Source organism: Curtobacterium sp. MCSS17_007 (assembly GCF_003234175.2).
In the GTDB taxonomy this organism is placed as follows: Bacteria; Actinomycetota; Actinomycetes; order Actinomycetales; family Microbacteriaceae; genus Curtobacterium.
Map to the genome: position 1 here is coordinate 171349 of NZ_CP126257.1, position 17249 is coordinate 188597.

Below are 17249 nucleotides of genomic sequence, written 5' to 3' on the forward strand. Positions count from 1 at the left end.
GCGCGTCAGGCGCCGCCGGTCCCCGCCACGGTCGATCCCCGCACCACCAGGGACACCGGGTTCCGAACCCGCCCCCGCTGTACCTTCCCCTCGATCGTGTCGACGAGTGCGCCGGCGGCCAAGCGACCGAGCTGCTGCAGGTCCATGTCGATGCTGGTGAGCTGCGGGCGAGCACCCTCCACCAGGATGTCCCAGTTGTCGAACCCGACGACCGCGACGTCCTCGGGGATCCGCCGCCCGGACTCCCGGACGGCGTCCATGACCCCGCGTGCGATGTGGTCGCTGCCGGCGACGATCGCGTCGAGGTCCGGGTGGCGCTCGAGCAGCCGCTCGGCCGCCTGTCGCCCCCACGTCTCGTTCCACTGGCCGAACACGAGCCCGGGGCTCCCGACGAGCTCGAGCCCGTGGGCGTCGAGCGCCGCAGCAGCGCCTCGGAGACGATCCCGTGCTGCGGCGTAGGTGTCCTCGCCGTTGACGATCGCGATGCGCTTCCGACCGGTGTCCACCAGGTGGTCGACGGCGATCCGTCCGGCGAGCTCGTTGTCCGGCTCGAAGGACAGGTCCTGTTCGTCGGTCGAGGGGGCGTACACGTAGACGACGGGGACGTCGGGCTTCGCCTGGAGCGGGGGCCGCGGGTTCGTGGTCCGACCCACGATGAGCACGCCGTCGACCCGCCGGGTGAGCAGGGACTGCAGCTGGAGTTGCTCGCGCATCGCGCTGTCGCGGGCGTCGGCGAGCAGGACGCTGAGCGAGCCGGCGCCGAAGGCGTCCTCGGCCCCGAGCAGGATCGGCAGCACGAACCGGTTGTCGAGGTCGCTCGTGAGCATGCCGATGGTGTTCGTCGACGCACGGTTCAACGCGCGGGCGAAGGGGTTCGGCGTGAAGGAGAGGGCGGCGGCGGCGGCGAGCACGGCCTCGCGCGAGCGGGCGCTCACGTGCGCGCGACCGTTCAGCGCCTTCGACGCGGTCGCGACGGACACCCCGGCGGCGCGGGCGACGTCGGCCAGCGTCACGGTCTCGACCGTCGTGCCGGTGCGGTGATCCTCGTCGTCCATCGGCCCCTCCGAAACCAGTTTACGAAAGTTCTTGACACGGCGGCAAGCGTCCTCGTACATTGCTCCCGAAACCGGTTTCGGTCCTGCTCGACGAAGAGTTCCTCCCCGTGGGGTGCGCTCGACGGGACGGACGCGGCCGGACCCGAACGGCGATCACGTCGCATTCAGAGAGGAACCCGTGATCATGCGCACCAAGACTGTTGTCCGCATCGGCGCGCTGGTGGCAGCAGCCAGCGTCGTCGCCGGTCTCACCGGCTGTTCTGCCCAGTCGTCCGGCGCCGGCTCGTCCGACGCCGCGAAGGGCACCTACACGTTCTGGGACCCGTACCCCCAGTACGACGCCTCGTCCGCGTGGGGCGGGCTCGTCACCCAGTGCGGCAAGGACGCCGGGGTCACGGTGAAGCGCACCGGCTACGACACCTCGGACCTGACGAACAAGGCGCTGCTCGCCGGGCAGCAGGGCAAGTCGCCGGACGTCCTGCTCGTCGACAACCCGGTCGTCTCGACCCTGGCGCAGGCCGGCATCATCACCGACACCGGCACGAACGGCCTGCAGACGGGCGACATCGCGGAGAACATCCTCGGCGCCGGTGTCATCGACGGCAAGACCTACGGCGTGCCGATCGGCGCGAACACCCTGGCGCTCTACTACAACCCCAAGGTGCTCGAGGCGGCCGGCGTCGACCCCGCGTCCGTGAAGGACTGGGACTCGCTGACGGCGGCACTCGCGAAGGTGAAGGCGGCGGGGAAGAAGGGCATCACCTTCTCGGGCATCAACACCGAAGAGGGCTCGTTCCAGTTCCTGCCGTGGTTCTGGGGCGCGGACGCCGACCTCACCAAGTTGGACTCCGCCAAGGCGGAGGAGGCGCTGCAGCTCTGGAAGGGCTGGATCGACGAGGGCTACGCGCCGAACTCGGTCATCCAGAACACCCAGACGACCAGCTGGCAGGAGTTCCAGTCGGGCGACTTCGCCTTCGGCGAGAACGGCACCTGGCAGAAGGACGCCGCGAAGGAGATGGGCGCGGGCGTCATCACCATCCCGGCGAAGGACGGCGGCGCCGCTCCGGTGCCGACCGGTGGCGAGTTCTTCACGATCCCCGTGCAGAAGGACGACGCCCGCTACGCCACGACCAAGAAGATCGTCGAGTGCCTGTCGTCGGGTGACGACGTCGTGAAGACCGACAACACGCTCAACTACATCGCCGCGTCGAAGGACCTCCAGCAGCAGCAGCTGTCCGGCAACGCCGACCTGAAGACCTGGGTCGAGGCCGTCGGCGCCGCCCGCGCCCGCACCGGCGACAACCTCGGCGTGCAGTACCCGGTGATCTCCGAGCAGCTCTGGACGGCCGTGCAGAAGGCCGAGTCCGGGTCGGCGTCGCCCTCCGACGCGCTGCAGGCCGCCCAGCAGGCCGTCGACGCGAAGCTGCAGAAGTAGCCGTCAGCAGCAGCACCCAGTACGGACACCACCCGCACCACCGAACGGAAGCCGACACGACCATGACGACCGACACGACGTCACTGCGACCGTCGGCTGCGCGTAACCGGGCCGAGGGCACCGCCCCCTCGGCCCGGGCCCGCCGCGCCCACGCGCAGCGGAGAGCGCAGCTCACGGCCTGGGCGTTCCTCGCCCCGGTGGCCCTGTACCTCGTGCTCTTCTACGCGTACCCGCTCTGGAAGAACATCGAGCTGAGCCTCAAGCACTACACGGTGGCGTCCTTCGTCTCCGGCAACGCCCCCTTCGTCGGCCTGCAGAACTTCGTCGACGTGTTCTCGAGCGCGACCTTCGGCCCGGCGATCTGGCACACCACGGTCTTCGTACTCGTGTCGATCGTCGTGCAGTTCGCCCTCGGGCTGGCCCTGGCGGTGTTCTTCCACCACAACTTCCCGCTGTCGGGGCTGCTGCGCGCACTGTTCCTCGTGCCGTGGCTGCTGCCGCTGCTCGTCTCCGCGAGCACCTGGTCGTGGATGATGAACAGCGACTCGGGCATCGTGAACGCGTTCCTCGAGGCGGTCGGCATCGGGCAGATCAACTGGCTGACCTCGCCCGACTGGTCGCTCTTCGCCGTCCTCGTCGCGAACATCTGGATCGGCATCCCGTTCAACCTCGTGATCATGTACTCCGGCCTGCAGGGCATCCCGGGGGAGCTGTACGAGGCGGCGGCGCTCGACGGCGCGAACGGCTGGCAGCGCTTCTGGCGCGTGACCTTCCCGCTGCTGCGACCCGTCACCGCGATCACCCTGCTGCTCGGCTTCGTCTACACCCTCAAGGTGTTCGACATCATCTGGATCATGACGAAGGGCGGCCCCTCGGGCTCGTCCACCACGCTCGCCATCTGGTCCTACCAACTGGGCTTCGGATCGCTCCTGCCCGACTTCAGCTCCGCCGCCACCGTGGGCAACGTGCTCATCGTCATCGCCCTGGTCGTCGGCCTGATCTACGCGCGCGTGCAGCGCCGACTGGAGGTGTGAGGTGGCCACCACGACCGTCACCCGAGCCGTCACCACCCGCACCGCCCGCGACTCGCGGCAGCGCGACACCGGGACTCCGCCCGCGGCGAAGCGCTGGTGGCGGACCGCGCTCGGCGTCGTCTTCACCGCCGTGATGCTGTTCCCCGTCTACTGGATGGTGAACGTCTCGCTCACCCGCGACCAGGACATGCGGAAGAGCCCGCCGAACCTGATCCCGATCGACGGCACCCTGCACGGGTACACCACGGTGCTCGGGCAGCAGCTGCCGTTCCTCGGCACGAGCCTGGTCGTCGGCCTCGGCACCGTCGTGCTGACGCTCGCGCTGTCCGCCCCGGCCGCCTACTCGCTCGCCAAGCTGCACCCGCGCGGCGGCGGCGCGATGAGCTTCGTGCTCCTCATCGCGCAGATGATCCCCGCGATCATCATGGCGATGGGCTTCTACACGATCTACGTGCAGCTCGGGATCCTCGACACCGTCTGGGGGCTCGTCCTCGCCGACTCGACCATCGCGGTGCCGTTCGGGGTGCTCATCTTCACCGCCTTCATGCGGGGGATCCCCGACGAGCTGCTCAACGCCGCCCGCATCGACGGCGCGAGCACCTGGCGCACCTTCACCTCGGTCGTCATGCCCGTCAGCCGCAACTCGGTGGTGACGGTCTCGCTCTTCAGCTTCCTGTGGGCGTGGTCGGACTTCCTGTTCGCCAACACCCTCGACGGCGGCGGTGACGCGAAGCCCATCACCCTCGGCATCTACGCCTACATCGGCAACAACAACCAGGAGTGGAACTCGATCATGGCCACCGCCGTGGTCGCGTCGATCCCCGCAGCGGTGCTCCTCGTCCTCGCCCAGCGCTACGTCGCCGCCGGTGTCACCGCCGGCGCCGTGAAGGACTGACGCACCCGTACCCCCACGTCCCAGGAGGACATCGTGACCATCACCCACACCACCGTCGCAGCCGGCCCGGTCGTGCCGTCCACGGGCGCGCTCCGCCCCCTGCCGCTCGGGGACCTGCGCCTGACCGGCGGCTACTGGGACGACTGGCAGCAGCGGAACGCGGACACCGTGATCCGCCACTGCGAGACCTGGATGGAGCGCATCGGCTGGACCGGCAACTTCGACGCCGCCGCCACCGGGGAGCCGTTCGACCACGCCGGCATCGAGTTCGTCGACTCCGAGGTCTACAAGCTGCTCGAGGCGATGGCCTGGCAACTCGGCGCGCAGCCAGACGACGACCTCGCCGAGCGCTACGACCGGCTGGTCGAGCGGGTCGCCGGGGCACAGGACGCCGACGGCTACCTGCACACCAGCTTCGGCCGGCCGTGGCAGCGACCCCGGTGGTCCGACATGGAGTGGGGCCACGAGCTCTACTCGATGGGGCACCTGCTGCAGGCCGCGGTGGCGCGGCTGCGCACCGCCGGCGGTGGACGGCTCGTCGACGTGGCGGTCCGCGTCGCCGACCACCTGGTCGAGGTGTTCGGCGCGGGCGGACGGGAGGCGGTGTGCGGCCACCCGGAGATCGAACCGGCCCTCGTGGAACTCGGCCGGGCGACCGGCGACCACCGGTACGTCGACCTGGCGCGGACCTTCGTCGAGCGCCGCGGACACGGGCTGCTCGCGCCGATCGAGTACGGCCAGGAGTACTTCCAGGACGACGTCCCGGTGCGGGACGCCGACGTGCTCCGCGGCCACGCCGTGCGCGCGCTCTACCTGGCCGCCGGTGCGGTGGACGTCGCCGTCGAGACCGGCGACCGCGACCTGCTGCGCGCGGTCGAGACCCAGTGGGCGAACACCGTGGCGAAGCGCACGTACCTGACCGGGGCGATGGGCGCCCACCACCAGGACGAGGCGTTCGGCGCCGACTTCGAGCTCCCGCCGGACCGCGAGTACGGCGAGACCTGCGCCGCGATCGCCTCGAACATGCTGTCGTGGCGACTGCTGCTCGAGACGGGGGAGTCGAAGTACGCCGACCTGATCGAGCGGACGCTGTACAACGCCGTGATGGTCGCGCCGCGCGAGGACGGTCGGGCGTTCTTCTACGCCAACACGATGCACCAGCGCGTCGAGGGCACGGTGCCGCCCGAGGACGAGGTGGTCCGGCGTGCCCTGTCGAGCCTGCGGGCACCCTGGTTCGAGGTGTCGTGCTGCCCGACGAACCTGTCCCGCACGCTCGCCAGCGTGCAGTCGGTGTTCGCGACGGTGAGCGACGACGGCCTGCAGCTGCACCAGTACGGCGACTACGAGGTCGACACGGCGGTGGGCGGCGGCGCCCGTGCGGCGTTCTCGGTGCGGTCGGACTGGCCGCACGCCGGCCGGGTCGAGGTCGTCGCGACCGCCGACTCCGGCGGCCCGGTCGCCCTCCGCCTGCGGGTGCCGTCCTGGGCGTCCGGCGCGACGCTCGCCGTCGAGGGGGAGCAGACCCCCGTCGACGGCGACACCGTGACCGTCACGAGGTCCTTCACCGTCGGGGACCGCGTCGTCCTCGACGTGCCGGTCCGCGCGCGGGTCACCGTGCCGGACGCCCGCATCGACGCCGTGCGCGGCACCGTCGCCGTGGAGCGCGGACCGCTCGTGTACGCCCTCGAGTCGACCGACCTCGGTGCCGACGTCCGCGACGTCACGGTGCCGGCCGACGCCGAACCCGTCGACGGTGGGTCGGACGACGTGCGCATCGCGGTGCGGGTGCACGCGGTGCCGGAACCCACGTCCCTGCCCTACCGGGACGGTGCCGGCGCGGTGGACCGGGACCACGCGGCGCAGCCGACCGGCGAGAGCCGGACCGTGCGCCTCGTCCCCTACGCGTCCTGGGGCAACCGCGGCCCCTCGACCATGCGGGTCTTCCTGCCCGTCGGGTAGGTGAGCCGCGGTCGGGAGGCGAGCCGTGCCTCCCGACCGCACCCGTGGCCGGGAGGCGAGCCGTGCCTCCCGACCACACCGATGCGACCGATGGACGGTCGCAGGCCGGAACCCGAGACGGCCGACGAGATGCAAGGGAGCATCATGCACCACGTCCTCGCACGCCGATCACGCCGGGCGGTCCCCGCCCTGGCCGGAGCAGCCGTGATCGCTGCGGTCCTCGCGACCGCGGCGCCGGCGCACGCCGCCACCAACACCCTCGTCATCGACGCGTCCGGGTCCCTCGGACCCGTCACGCACGTCGCCTCCGGCGGGCTGTACGCGCTCGCCTCGAACACGACGCCCGACCCCGCCACCCTGCCGCCGCTGCACCTCAACCAGCTGACCCAGCCCGCCCCCGGCGTGCAGCAGCTCGGCAACGGTGCCACCACGCCGACGGGCGACGCGCTGAAGGTCGCCGACTCCGCGACCAGGGCCGGCGCGCAGACCACCATCCGCATGCCCGACATCTACCCGGACTTCCCCTACAAGTGGGTGAGCTGGGACGACTGGAACAGCAAGGTCGACACGATGGTGAAGGCGCGGCTCGCCGCGACCGGCACCACGAACATCAACGGGTGGGAGCTCTGGAACGAGCCCGACTGGACCTGGGACACCGCGAAGGCCGGGGCGTTCAACGACGGCTGGGTGAAGACGTTCAAGCGGGTCCGGGCACTCGACACCGTCACGCCGATCGTCGGCCCGAGCGACAGCGTCTACGACCACGACCGCATGCTCGCCTTCATGCAGAACGCGAAGGCGAACGGCGCCGTGCCGGACGTCGCGAGCTGGCACGAGCTCGACGCCGGCGAGAACGGGTGGAAGCGCATCACCACCGACGTCGCCGACTACCGGGCGATCGAGCGGTCGCTCGGGATCTCGCCGCGGCCGATCTCGATCAACGAGTACGCCGCCCCCGACCAGGTCGACGTGCCGAGCGCCGCACTCCACTACGTGGCACAGTTCGAGCGCGCCGGGGTCCGCGACGCCGAGCGGGCGTACTGGTACGAGTCCGGCACCCTGAACGGCCTGCTGTACCAGGGGAAGCCGACCGCGAGCTACTGGATGTACCAGTGGTACGGCGACATGGCGGGCCGGATGCTCCCCGTGCAGGCGTCGAACTACCTCGACGGCATCGCCTCGCTCGACCCGACCCGCAAGGTCGTGAACGCCGTGTTCGGCGGCCAGGCCGGTGCCACCGCGGTCCGGGTCGACGGTCTGAGCGGCTTCGGGAGCTCGGTGCGCGTCACGCTGCAGCACACCCCGGGGAGCGGTCGGCAGACGAACGTCGCCGCCCCCGAGACCCTGTCGACGCAGACCCTGCCGGTGACGAACGGCTCGGTGACCGTGCCGGTGTCGTCGTCGTCCGACTACCAAGGCGCCTACCAGGCCGTCATCACCCCCGCCGCGGGACCGACGACGAGCTGGCAGCAGACCTACGAGGCCGAGAACGCCACCGTGGTGAACGCACAACGCCTGACCTCGGGCACCGCGTCGAACGGCGGCTACGTCGGACGCATCGACGGCGCGGGTGACGCCCGCTCCGACAGCTTCGTCGACTTCCTGGTCACCGTTCCGGAGTCGCGGAGCTACACGATGACGATCAAGTACGCCAACGGCGGTGCGGGGACCTCGACGCAGGCACTCGCGTCCAACGGCTCGGCGTACCGCACCGTGTCCTACCCGGCCACCGGGGCGTGGGGCAACCCGACGGGGTCGGTGCAGACGACGCTGCAACTCTCGGCGGGGCCGAACGTGATCCGGCTCGCGAAGGGCGCACCGAACGCGCCCGCGACGACCGGGTACGCGGAGCTCGACGCGATCACGCTGCAGTGAGGACGGGCCGGCGGTGCGATCGGGCGCACCGCCGGCCTGCGCCACCCGCGGCACCACGCACGAGGAGGAGCGATGAGGCTCGGTGACGGGCAGGGTCGGCCGACGATCTACGACGTGGCGCGCGTCGCCGGGGTCTCGCACCAGACGGTGTCGCGGGTGCTCAACGCCCCCGGGACCGTCCGCGACACCACGAGACACCGGGTGCTCGCGGTGATCGCGTACCTCGGGTACGAGCGGAACGCCGAGGCCGAGCGGCTGGGACGACTGCCCAAGCCCCCGCACGCGACGGTCTGACGGGTGCGAGGGCCGGCCCGGGCCGGCCGGTCCCGCGTCAGAGGGCGTCGGCGTCCTCGGCCGACCCGGCATCCGCGGCCCGTGCCGCCCGCACGATCGCCGGCAGCTGCGCGTACCGCCGCTCCTGGAACAGCCCGTGCAGCACCAGGAGCACCACCACCACGACGACGCCCCCGGTCACCGCGAGCGACGCCGTCGTGACGTGGACGAGCAGCGCCACGACCCCGGCGCCGGCGACGACCGAGTTCACGGCCCCGATCGCCGAGGACAGGGTCGAGAACACCCGCCGCCACGACGCGGTGCCGCCGATGTCGAGCATCTCGTTGGGCGCGTGCCCGCGGGTCGGCATCGGGAAGTACCGCGCGCCTCCCGGCAGGATCGTGCGGTAGTACCGACGGATCTGCTGCAGGGCGGCGAGGGCCGCGACGTCCTCGAGGGACGTCTCGACCAGCCGCACGTACGTGAACACCCCGAGCAGGAACACCATCGGCAGGACCGCGGCGAGGAACACGACGGCGAACGGGGTGTCCGCGAGGAAGCCGAACGCGACCAGGCTGCTCGACAGCGTCGTCAGGTAGATCGACGCGCGGGTCCCGGACTCCGACACCGTCGCGTTCCGCGCTGACTCGAGGATGAACTGCTCCGTCAGCAGTGCGCTGAGGAACGCGCTCGGTCGGTCCGGCAACAGCGCAGCGGAGTCGCGCGCGTCGGGCAGGTCCTCTGCGGGCTCCACGGTCAGGAGGCATGCCGGACCGCGGCGAGCACCGCGGCGGCGACGGCGTCCGGCTGCGAGACGGCGATGGCGTGCGATGCGCCCGCCAGTTCCGTCGCGTCGACGAAGCCGGCGCGCTCCGCCATCCAGCGGTGGGCGGCGACCGGGATGTTGCGGTCGTCCTCCCCGAAGACGCTCCACGCGGGCAGGGACGCCCAGGCCGCACGGGAGGCTCCGAGCGGCTCCCCGAGGGCGGCTTCGGTCACGGGGCGCTGCGCGATCGCCATGGCGGCTGCCACGGGCTCGCTCACGTCGTGCGCGAACTGGTGGCGGAAACGCGTCGGGTCGATGCGGAACTCGACACCCCCGTCGGTCAGTGGCGTCGGCAGGAGGGTCTCGCCGAGGGTGCTCCCCGGCAACCGGCCGGCGAGGTCGCCGGCGCTCTCGCCGGGTGCGGGGACGAAGGCACCGACGAAGACGAGGGCGGTGACGGCGTCGAGGTCGGCTGCGGCCTCGGTCGCGACCATGCCGCCGTACGAGTGGCCGACGAGGACGACCGGGCGGTCCAGGGAGCGGACGAGGTCCTGCAGGGCACGGGCGTCGGCCCGGACGCTGCGCAGGGGGTTCGCGAACGCGACGACGTCGACGTCCTGCGCGGTGAGCTGCGCGGCGACCGCGTCCCAGCTCGAGGAGTCGGCGAACGCGCCGTGGACCAGGACGGCGGTGGGCGTGGTGGTGGGCATGGGGGCCTCTCGGTGTCGGGTGGTCGGCGGGGGTGCGACCGGCGGGTGACCGGTCGCACCCCCTTCGTTCAGTGCTGCAGGGCTGCGGACAGGTGCGCGACCGCCTGGGCGACCGCGGCCTTGGCCTGCGGGGTGTCGTGCATGCTGTTCACCATCACGAAGTCGTGGATGATGCCGCCGTAGCGGACGGCGGTGACCTCGACGCCGGCGCGACGGAGCTTCGCGGCGAAGGCCTCGCCCTCGTCACGGAGCACGTCGGCCTCGCCCGTGATCACGAGGGTCGGCGGGAAGGCGGCGAGCTGTTCCTCGGTCGCGCGGAGCGGGGATGCGGTGATCTGCGCCCGGTCCTCCTCGCTCGTCGTGTACTGGTCCCAGAACCAGCGCATGCCGTCGCGGGCCAGGAAGTACCCCTCGGCGAACTCCTCGTAGGACGGGGTGTCGAAGGATGCGTCGGTCACCGGGTAGAACAGGACCGCCCCGCGGAAGGACACGTCCCCGCGCTCGGCCGCCATGAGGTTCAGCGCGATGGCCATGTTGCCGCCGACGGAGTCGCCGGCGATCGCCACCGTGCTGCCGTCGAGGTCGTGCTCGGCACCGTGCTGGACGACCCACTGCGCGACCGCGTACGACTGCTCGTTCTGCACCGGGTAGCGGTGCTCCGGGGCGCGGTCGTACTCGGGGAAGACGACGGCTGCACCGGTGCCCACCGCGAGGTCGCGGACCAGGCGGTCGTGGGTGTGGGCGTCGCCGAAGACCCAACCGGCACCGTGCGTGTAGAGCACCACGGGCAGGACCCCGGTGGTGCCCTTCGGCTTGACGATGCGGGCGCGGACGGAGCCGGTGGGGCCGCCCTCGACGGTGACCCACTCCTCGTCGACCTCGGGCTTCCAGATCTCCGAGTCCTGCACGCCGTCGACGGCGGCGCGGCCGTCCTCCGGGCTGAGCTGGTAGAGGAACGGCGGGTTCGCGGTCGCCTCGGCGAAGGCCTGGGCGGCGGGTTCGAGGGCGATGCCCCTGGGGTTGGCGGTGGTCACGACTGGTCCTTCCGGTCGAGTTCGGTGACGGCGTCGGTGATGAACGCGACGACGTCCTGGGGGTGGGAGAGCATGACGAGGTGCGGGGCGTCCAGCTCGACGACGGCGCGGAAGCCGCCGCGCTGGTACCCGAACCGCTCCACGTCGGGGTTGATCGTGCGGTCGGCGGCGGAGACGATGCCCCACGCCGGCGTGGTCCTCCACGCGGCGACGGGTGCCTGCTCACCGAAGGCCAGGGCGGCCAGCGGACGCTGCGAGACGGCGAGCACCTCGGTCGTCCTCCGGTCGACGCCGGCGGCGAAGACGTCCGGGAACGCGTCGACGGCGACGGACACGTCGGTGCCGTCCTCGCCGCCCGGCACCGGGAACGGTGTGTAGACGAGGTTCGCGGCGAGGTCGGAGTCCGGGAAGCCGCCCTGCAGGGCGCCGAGGCTCTCGCCCTCGTCGAGCGCGTACCCGGCGAGGTACACGAGTCCGACGACGTTCTCGGCTGCGCCGGCGACGGTGATGACCGCACCGCCGTACGAGTGGCCGACGAGCACGACCGGGCCGTCGACCCCCTCGACGATCGAGCGGACGTAGGCGGAGTCCCCGAGCAGACTGCGGTTCGGCACGGCGGGCACGATGACGCGGTGCCCCTGGTCGAGCAGTGCGCGGGTGACCGGAGCGAAGCTCGCCGAGTCGGCGAACGCTCCGTGGACGAGCACGATGGTGGGTGCTGGCATCGTCGGTCCTCTCTGGATCGGATGGTGGAGGTGGGACGGCCACACGCTAGGGAGGGCCGACGGCGCCTGTCGTGGCCCCGTCCCGGTCAGCTCGACGAGCGTCTGTTCACGTGCGAGCGCGTTCCGCGGGGTCTCCGGACGGGAGGCGCCGGTCCGGTCACCGGCGGATCCTGCGGAACCACGGGCGCCGACCGCCGCTGCGGGAGGGCGCGACGGTGGCCCCACGGGGGTCAGCTCCGGCCCCCGGTCGCACCGACCTAGGTAGGTCGGCCCGCCGGATTAGGTCGTCGACGGGTGGCGGCGGCGGGGCCGCCGACCCTACCGTCGAGACGGGAAGGGGGACGCAGTGGACGACGTGGTGACGACCGACCTCGGGGCCTACCTCCGCGCTCGCCGCGACCGGCTCCGGCCGCAGGACCACGGCTTCGAGACCGGACGCGGCCGCCGGGTCCGGGGTCTGCGCCGACAGGAGGTCGCCGAGCTCGCGGGGATCAGCGCCGACTACTACCTCCGGCTGGAGCAGGGCAAGGACCGTCGTCCCTCGGCGCAGGTCCTGGCGTCGCTCGCGCGCACGTTCGGACTCGACGCCGACGGCCGTGAGCACCTCTTCCGCCTCGCCGGACAGGTGGGCCCACGGTCGCGCACGGCCGTGTCGCCCGCGCCGGGGTCGGACGGTGGCCCGGGCAGTGACCCGGGCAGTGACCCGGGCGGGGCCCGGCGCCCGGCGGTCGACCTGACCTCGATGCTCTCCTCGTGGTCGACCATCCCGGCCTGGGTGGTCGACCGGCACCACGACCTGGTCGCCGTCAACGACCTGGGGCGGCTGCTGCTGCCCGCCGGGTGCGAACCCGGGGCGAACGTGCTCGAGGAGGTGGTCCGTCGAGCCGACCGTGCGACGGACGAACGGCACCGTGCCGCCTGGGACCGGACCGTCGCGGACATGACGGCGGCGCTGCGGTTCCACGCGGAGCCGGGCGAGCCGCGGCTCGACGAGCTCGTGCAGACCCTGTCGTCGCGGTCGCACACCTTCCACCGGGTGTGGGCGGACCACGAGGCGCGGCCGCTGCGCGAGGGCTGGGCGCCGGTCGAGGTCGAGCCCTTCGGGCCCGTCACCTTCCGGTGGCAGACCCTCGAGGTGTCCGGCGGGGAGCACTTCCTGTCGTCGTTCTCGGGCCCTCCCGGCAGTGCCGCCGCGGCCGCCGTCGAGTACCTCCGTGCCCGCCACCAGGTCGAGGTGCGGCTGCGGGAGGATGCCATACTCGACGCGTGGAGGAGCGTGCCGGCGTGGTCGGGCGGGACGGAGAGCTCGCGCGTCTCGGTTCCCTGATCGACCGGATCGGAGCCGAGGGGTCGGCCGTCGTCGTGGACGGCGACGCCGGGGTCGGCAAGACCACCCTCGTCGACGCCGTGGCCGAGTACGCGCGGGGTCGCGGCGTCCGGGTCCTGCGCACCGCGGGCTCGACGGCGGAGTCCGGCGAGCAGTACGCGGCGCTGCAGCTCCTGCTCCACCCGCTCCGTGCCGGCATCGACGTCCTGCCGCCGCCGCAGCGCACCGCGCTCGCGGTCGCCTTCCGGTCGGCGGAGGGCGAGCAGCCGTCGCCGCTGCTCGCCGGACTCGCGGCGCTCACGGTCGTGTCCGACGCGGCCGCCGTCACCCCGCTCCTGCTCGTCGTCGAGGACGTGCACTGGATCGACCCCGAGTCGCGGTGGGCGCTCCGGATGCTCGCCCGGCGCATCGGGCAGGACCCCGTCGTGGTCCTCATGACCACGCGCGAGCGGCCCACCGACGACGACGCGGGCCTCGAACGGATGCACCTCGGCCCGCTGTCGGCCGCGGACGCCGACGCGCTCCTCGACGCGCTCCCACGGCCACCCCTCGGCGCGGCCCGGCGAGCACTCCACGAACTCGCGCAGGGCAACCCCCTCGCCCTCGTGGAACTCACCGGCAGGAGTCCGGACCGGGCGGAGGACGGCGCGGTCACCCGACGCCTCGAGACGGCGTTCGCGGAGCGGTTCGCCGACCTGGACCAACCGACCCGACTCGCGGTGCTCGCCATCGCCCTGGGCGGGACCGCCACGGCCGAGGACGCGGGACGCTTCGTCGACCGGGCCCTCGGCCGCTACCCCGACCCGTCGTGGATCGACCGGGCGGTCGGCGCGTCCCTGCTCGTCTGGTCGGACCGGAGCGGGCTGCGGTTCCGGCACCCGCTCGTGCAGACCGCCGTCACGAACATCAGCCGACCGTCCGAGCGGGCGGCCGTCCTCCGCGCCCTCGTGCAGGAGCACGCGTCCGACCCGGTGCGGACGCTGTGGTGGCGGTCCGAGCTGGCGACCGGTCCGGATGCCGAGCTCGCCGCCGAGCTCGCCGCGCACGCCGGGTCGGCGCTCGCGACCGGTGATCCGGTGGCCGCTGCCCGGGCGTCGGAACGTGCTGCGGAGCTCACGGACCCCGGACCGCTCCGCGCCGAGCGCCTCCTCGACGCCGCGGACCACGCGGGGCTCGCGGGCCGGACCGCCGACGCCGCGCTGCTCGTCCAGCGCGCCGCGACGGAGACGACCGACCCGGTACTGGCCGCCCGTGCCGCCTGGGTCCGCGAGACGCTCCCGACCGGTCGGACGGCACTCGCCCGTGGTGACCTGTCCCCGGCCCTCGCCGCCGTCCGGGCACTGGAGGAGCACGGCGCCGTCGACCTCGCGACCGGCGCGTTGCTGCACCTGGCGTCCATCGCGTGGGACCACAACCGGGTGGCGGTGCCGGGGACCCCGATGCTCGAGGCCGTGCACGCGCTGGCGCTGCCGGACGACGACCCGCGGGGCATCCTGCTCGCCGCGGTCACCGAGCCACTGGTACGGGGCGACGAGGTCGTCCAGCGCGTGCTCGCACGCGGACCGGTCGACCCGGACGACCCGGAGCAGGCGTGGTGGCTGGGCTACGCCCTGAACATCGCCGGCGAGTTCGTGGAGGCGCGGGAGCGGCTCGAGGTCGCCGTGGCGGGTCTGCGCGCGAGCGGTGACATCCGCGTCCTGCCCCAGGCGCTGCTCGGTGCGTCCATGAGCAACTTCCAGGCCGGTCGGCTGGACCGGGCACGGACCCTGGCCGAGGAGGCCGTCGTGCTCGGCCGCGACCTCGGCGACGCCGGCTACGCGACGGCGGCGCGGGCGTGCGTCGCCTGGTTCGACGGCATCGACGGAGCGACGCCGGACCGCGACGCGATCACGGCCGGGTCCGCGACGGGCGCGCACGTGCTGCAGTCCAGCGTGATGCGGGCGAACCTGCAGGGCGCGAGCGCGGCGGCAGCCCTGCTCGACGGGCGACCCCGCGACGCCCGGGATGCCCTGCGCCCGCTCCTCGACGCCGACGGCGACGCGTACAACCCGAACTTCGCGGTCCTCACGACGCAGGACTACGTCGACGCCGCCGTCGCCACCGACGCCCGCGACCTGGTCGAGCTGCACGCCGAGCGGTTGGCCGGGCTGCACGAGACGTGGCACGGTCCGATCCTCGTGTCGGCGCTCGGCTACACGGAGACCGCCCTGGCGCTCGAGGCCGACCCGGAGCAGGCCGTGCAGGGGCTCCGGGACCGACCGCTCCCCATGCCCTACGTGCAGGCGCGGGCGCTCCTGCACGCCGGCGACCACCTGCGTCGGGTGGGCCTGACCACGGAGGCCCGGACCGTCCTGCACGACGCACTCGCGCTGTTCGAACGCCTGCCCGCGCCGGCGTGGGCACGACGGACGCGCGAGGTGCTGCGTGCGGCCGGTGAGCGCCTGCCGGACGCTCCGCCGTCGCGGACGACCGTGCTCACGCCGCAGGAGCTGCGGATCTGCACGCTCGCGAACACCGGGCTGACCAACCGTGCGATCGCCCAGCAGCTCTTCCTGTCACCCCGGACGGTCGGGGCCCACCTGTACTCGGCCTACCGGAAGCTCGGCATCGGTGGTCGGGCGCAGCTCGCTGCGGTCCTCGACCCCGCGCCCGATGAGCCCGGCACGGCCTGACCCCGGGCGTCAGCGGGGCGAGGGACGGAACCACCGGATGAGCTCGCGGAGGGCCGGCAGGGAGCTGATCTGCGTGCCGTCGGCGGCGTCGAGGTCGTCGAAGTGCTCCGGTAGCCCGGGGCCTGTTCGACGTCGGTGTGCGCGGCCGGGTACCCCATCGTCCACTCCGGGAACTGTCGCTCCTCGATGAGCTCCTCGGTCAGCACCGTGACCTTGGTGTGCCGGTCGTCGTGCTTGATCGTGTCCATCTTCGAGCGGACCGCCTGGTCCGGCCCCTCGAGCAGCTGCAGGAAGTAGCCGTTCCGGAAGAGCAGGACGCCGGTGATGTCGTTCGCCGCGTTGAGTCGGCGGCTCTGCGCGAGCAGCGCGGCCAGGTCGTCGTCGCCGAGCGGTCGGGTGGCGACGCTCGAGTAGATGAGTGACAGCATCGGGTCTCCTTGGTGGGGGCGTGCCGGGTCCGTCAGTCAACTCCGCCGCGGCCGTGCGTCCGCAGACCACCCGGGGGACGAGCGGACAGGCCGACGTCGCACGGCCGTCGGCTCTGGGAGGCTGGTGCCATGGACCCCGTCATCGTCATCGGAGAAGCCCTGGTCGACGTGGTCGACCGTCCCGAGGGGCGCGTCGAGCACCCGGGCGGGAGCCCGATGAACGTCGCCGTCGGCCTCGCCCGCCTCGGCCGGACCGCACGGCTCGTGTGCGCGCTCGGCGACGACGACCGCGGCGCGTCGATCCGCGCGCACGTCGGTGCGAGCGACGTCGAGGTGGACGCGACCGCGATCGAGCGCACCTCCACCGCGGTGGCCACCATCGGCGCGGACGGTGGTGCGGACTACGAGTTCGACCTGGACTGGCGCCTCGACCCGGTGCGGGTGCCGGCCGGCGCGCCGCTCGTGCACGTCGGCTCCATCGGTGCCGTGCTCGAGCCGGGCGCACGGACCGTGCTCGAGGCGCTCCGCACCCGCCCGGCGGGCGCCCTCGTCTCCCTCGACCCGAACGTCCGTCCGTCGATCACGCCCGACCGCGATGCCGTGCTCGCGACGCTCGAGCCGCTGTTCGCCGAGGCCGACGTCGTCAAGCTCAGCGACGAGGACGCCGCGTGGCTCTGGCCGGACCGCGACGTCGACCAGGTGCTCGACGGGCTGCTGGCGCACGGGGCGGCGCTCGCCGCGGTGACGCTCGGCGGCTCCGGCTGCGCGGTGGCCTCGGCCCGTGCGCGGACCACGTCCCCGGCGCCGCGCGTCGACGTCGCGGACACGATCGGCGCGGGCGACTCGTTCATGGCCGGTCTGCTCGCGGGCGTGCTCGCCCGCGGGACTGCCCCGACCGACCTCGACGCCGACGAGCTCGGGCGGCTGGCGTCGCTCGCGCTGGCCTGCGCGGCGGTCACGGTGTCGCGGCCGGGCGCCGACCCGCCCACGCGTGCGGAGCTGCCGGCCGACGCCGCCGGGGTCCTGGGCGCCTGACCCGCTCCGCGCGGAGCGGCCCGGCG

The 17249-nt window shown here is 72.9% G+C and carries 15 protein-coding genes; 9 read left to right on the forward strand and 6 right to left on the reverse strand.

Annotated features, from left to right (window positions below; genetic code table 11):
* Positions 1-5: 5 nt before the first annotated feature.
* On the reverse strand, positions 6-1055 hold the full coding sequence (locus DEJ22_RS00880; protein ID WP_111227976.1) for a LacI family DNA-binding transcriptional regulator: 1050 nt from the start codon (positions 1053-1055) through the stop codon (positions 6-8).
* Positions 1056-1239: 184 nt separating this feature from the next.
* Between DEJ22_RS00880 and DEJ22_RS00885 the strand changes: the two genes are divergently transcribed.
* The 6 genes from DEJ22_RS00885 to DEJ22_RS00910 all read left to right on the forward strand — a co-directional run bounded on the left by DEJ22_RS00885 (position 1240) and on the right by DEJ22_RS00910 (position 8547).
* Positions 1240-2490, forward strand: a complete 1251-nt coding sequence (locus DEJ22_RS00885) for a sugar ABC transporter substrate-binding protein (protein ID WP_111228046.1) — start codon at positions 1240-1242, stop codon at positions 2488-2490.
* Between the two features lie 62 nt (positions 2491-2552).
* A complete protein-coding gene (locus DEJ22_RS00890) occupies positions 2553-3524 on the forward strand; it encodes a carbohydrate ABC transporter permease (protein WP_111227977.1) in 972 nt (323 codons plus the stop codon).
* 133 nt (positions 3525-3657) lie between these two features.
* Positions 3658-4419 (forward strand): carbohydrate ABC transporter permease, encoded by a 762-nt coding sequence (locus DEJ22_RS00895; protein WP_111228047.1) that lies wholly within the window; start codon positions 3658-3660, stop codon positions 4417-4419.
* A gap of 33 nt (positions 4420-4452) precedes the next feature.
* Positions 4453-6378 (forward strand): glycoside hydrolase family 127 protein, encoded by a 1926-nt coding sequence (locus DEJ22_RS00900; RefSeq protein ID WP_111227978.1) that lies wholly within the window; start codon positions 4453-4455, stop codon positions 6376-6378.
* 144 nt (positions 6379-6522) lie between these two features.
* Positions 6523-8253 (forward strand): carbohydrate-binding protein, encoded by a 1731-nt coding sequence (locus DEJ22_RS00905; RefSeq protein WP_111228048.1) that lies wholly within the window; start codon positions 6523-6525, stop codon positions 8251-8253.
* Between the two features lie 72 nt (positions 8254-8325).
* Positions 8326-8547 carry a LacI family DNA-binding transcriptional regulator gene (locus tag DEJ22_RS00910; RefSeq protein WP_111227979.1) on the forward strand — a complete coding sequence of 74 codons (222 nt, stop codon included), beginning with the start codon at positions 8326-8328 and terminating at the stop codon, positions 8545-8547.
* A 37-nt stretch (positions 8548-8584) separates the two neighbouring features.
* Here DEJ22_RS00910 and DEJ22_RS00915 read toward each other — a convergent pair whose 3' ends face one another.
* The 4 genes from DEJ22_RS00915 to DEJ22_RS00930 form a co-directional block, all read right to left on the reverse strand.
* Complete coding sequence (locus DEJ22_RS00915) at positions 8585-9280, reverse strand: hypothetical protein (protein ID WP_111227980.1); 696 nt, start codon at positions 9278-9280, stop codon at positions 8585-8587.
* Positions 9281-9282: 2 nt separating this feature from the next.
* Positions 9283-10002: an alpha/beta fold hydrolase gene (locus DEJ22_RS00920; protein ID WP_111227981.1), complete on the reverse strand. Its 720-nt coding sequence runs from the start codon at positions 10000-10002 to the stop codon at positions 9283-9285.
* A 68-nt stretch (positions 10003-10070) separates the two neighbouring features.
* The gene (locus DEJ22_RS00925) at positions 10071-11036 is read right to left on the reverse strand and encodes an alpha/beta hydrolase (RefSeq protein WP_111227982.1); all 966 of its coding nucleotides are present in this window, start codon (positions 11034-11036) and stop codon (positions 10071-10073) included.
* A complete protein-coding gene (locus DEJ22_RS00930; protein WP_111227983.1) occupies positions 11033-11761 on the reverse strand; it encodes an alpha/beta hydrolase in 729 nt (242 codons plus the stop codon). The genes DEJ22_RS00925 and DEJ22_RS00930 overlap by 4 nt, the downstream gene beginning before the upstream one ends.
* 346 nt (positions 11762-12107) lie before the next feature.
* Between DEJ22_RS00930 and DEJ22_RS00935 the strand changes: the two genes are divergently transcribed.
* Both DEJ22_RS00935 and DEJ22_RS00940 read left to right on the forward strand, forming a co-directional pair.
* On the forward strand, positions 12108-13088 hold the full coding sequence (locus DEJ22_RS00935; protein ID WP_111227984.1) for a helix-turn-helix transcriptional regulator: 981 nt from the start codon (positions 12108-12110) through the stop codon (positions 13086-13088).
* A complete protein-coding gene (locus DEJ22_RS00940) occupies positions 13028-15760 on the forward strand; it encodes a helix-turn-helix transcriptional regulator (protein WP_181430955.1) in 2733 nt (910 codons plus the stop codon). The genes DEJ22_RS00935 and DEJ22_RS00940 overlap by 61 nt, the downstream gene beginning before the upstream one ends.
* Here the strand turns inward: DEJ22_RS00940 and DEJ22_RS00945 are convergent.
* A complete protein-coding gene (locus tag DEJ22_RS00945; protein WP_258379701.1) occupies positions 15679-16188 on the reverse strand; it encodes a BLUF domain-containing protein in 510 nt (169 codons plus the stop codon). The genes DEJ22_RS00940 and DEJ22_RS00945 overlap by 82 nt on opposite strands.
* Before the next feature lie 129 nt (positions 16189-16317).
* On the opposite strand from DEJ22_RS00945, the gene DEJ22_RS00950 reads away from it, so the two are divergent.
* Positions 16318-17223, forward strand: coding sequence for a carbohydrate kinase family protein (locus DEJ22_RS00950; RefSeq protein ID WP_111227986.1), 906 nt, complete (start codon positions 16318-16320; stop codon positions 17221-17223).
* Positions 17224-17249: the final 26 nt, after the last annotated feature.

What these genes read in the sequence shown, in the direction of transcription:
- DEJ22_RS00880 (WP_111227976.1), bottom strand. Translation starts at nt 1,055, where the DNA reads ATGGACGACGAGGATCACCGCACCGGCACGACGGTCGAGACCGTGACG.
- DEJ22_RS00885 (WP_111228046.1), top strand. Translation starts at nt 1,240, where the DNA reads ATGCGCACCAAGACTGTTGTCCGCATCGGCGCGCTGGTGGCAGCAGCC.
- DEJ22_RS00890 (WP_111227977.1), top strand. Translation starts at nt 2,553, where the DNA reads ATGACGACCGACACGACGTCACTGCGACCGTCGGCTGCGCGTAACCGG.
- DEJ22_RS00895 (WP_111228047.1), top strand. Translation starts at nt 3,658, where the DNA reads ATGCTGTTCCCCGTCTACTGGATGGTGAACGTCTCGCTCACCCGCGAC.
- DEJ22_RS00905 (WP_111228048.1), top strand. Translation starts at nt 6,523, where the DNA reads ATGCACCACGTCCTCGCACGCCGATCACGCCGGGCGGTCCCCGCCCTG.
- DEJ22_RS00910 (WP_111227979.1), top strand. Translation starts at nt 8,326, where the DNA reads ATGAGGCTCGGTGACGGGCAGGGTCGGCCGACGATCTACGACGTGGCG.
- DEJ22_RS00920 (WP_111227981.1), bottom strand. Translation starts at nt 10,002, where the DNA reads ATGCCCACCACCACGCCCACCGCCGTCCTGGTCCACGGCGCGTTCGCC.
- DEJ22_RS00930 (WP_111227983.1), bottom strand. Translation starts at nt 11,761, where the DNA reads ATGCCAGCACCCACCATCGTGCTCGTCCACGGAGCGTTCGCCGACTCG.
- DEJ22_RS00945 (WP_258379701.1), bottom strand. Translation starts at nt 16,188, where the DNA reads ATGCTGTCACTCATCTACTCGAGCGTCGCCACCCGACCGCTCGGCGAC.
- DEJ22_RS00950 (WP_111227986.1), top strand. Translation starts at nt 16,318, where the DNA reads ATGGACCCCGTCATCGTCATCGGAGAAGCCCTGGTCGACGTGGTCGAC.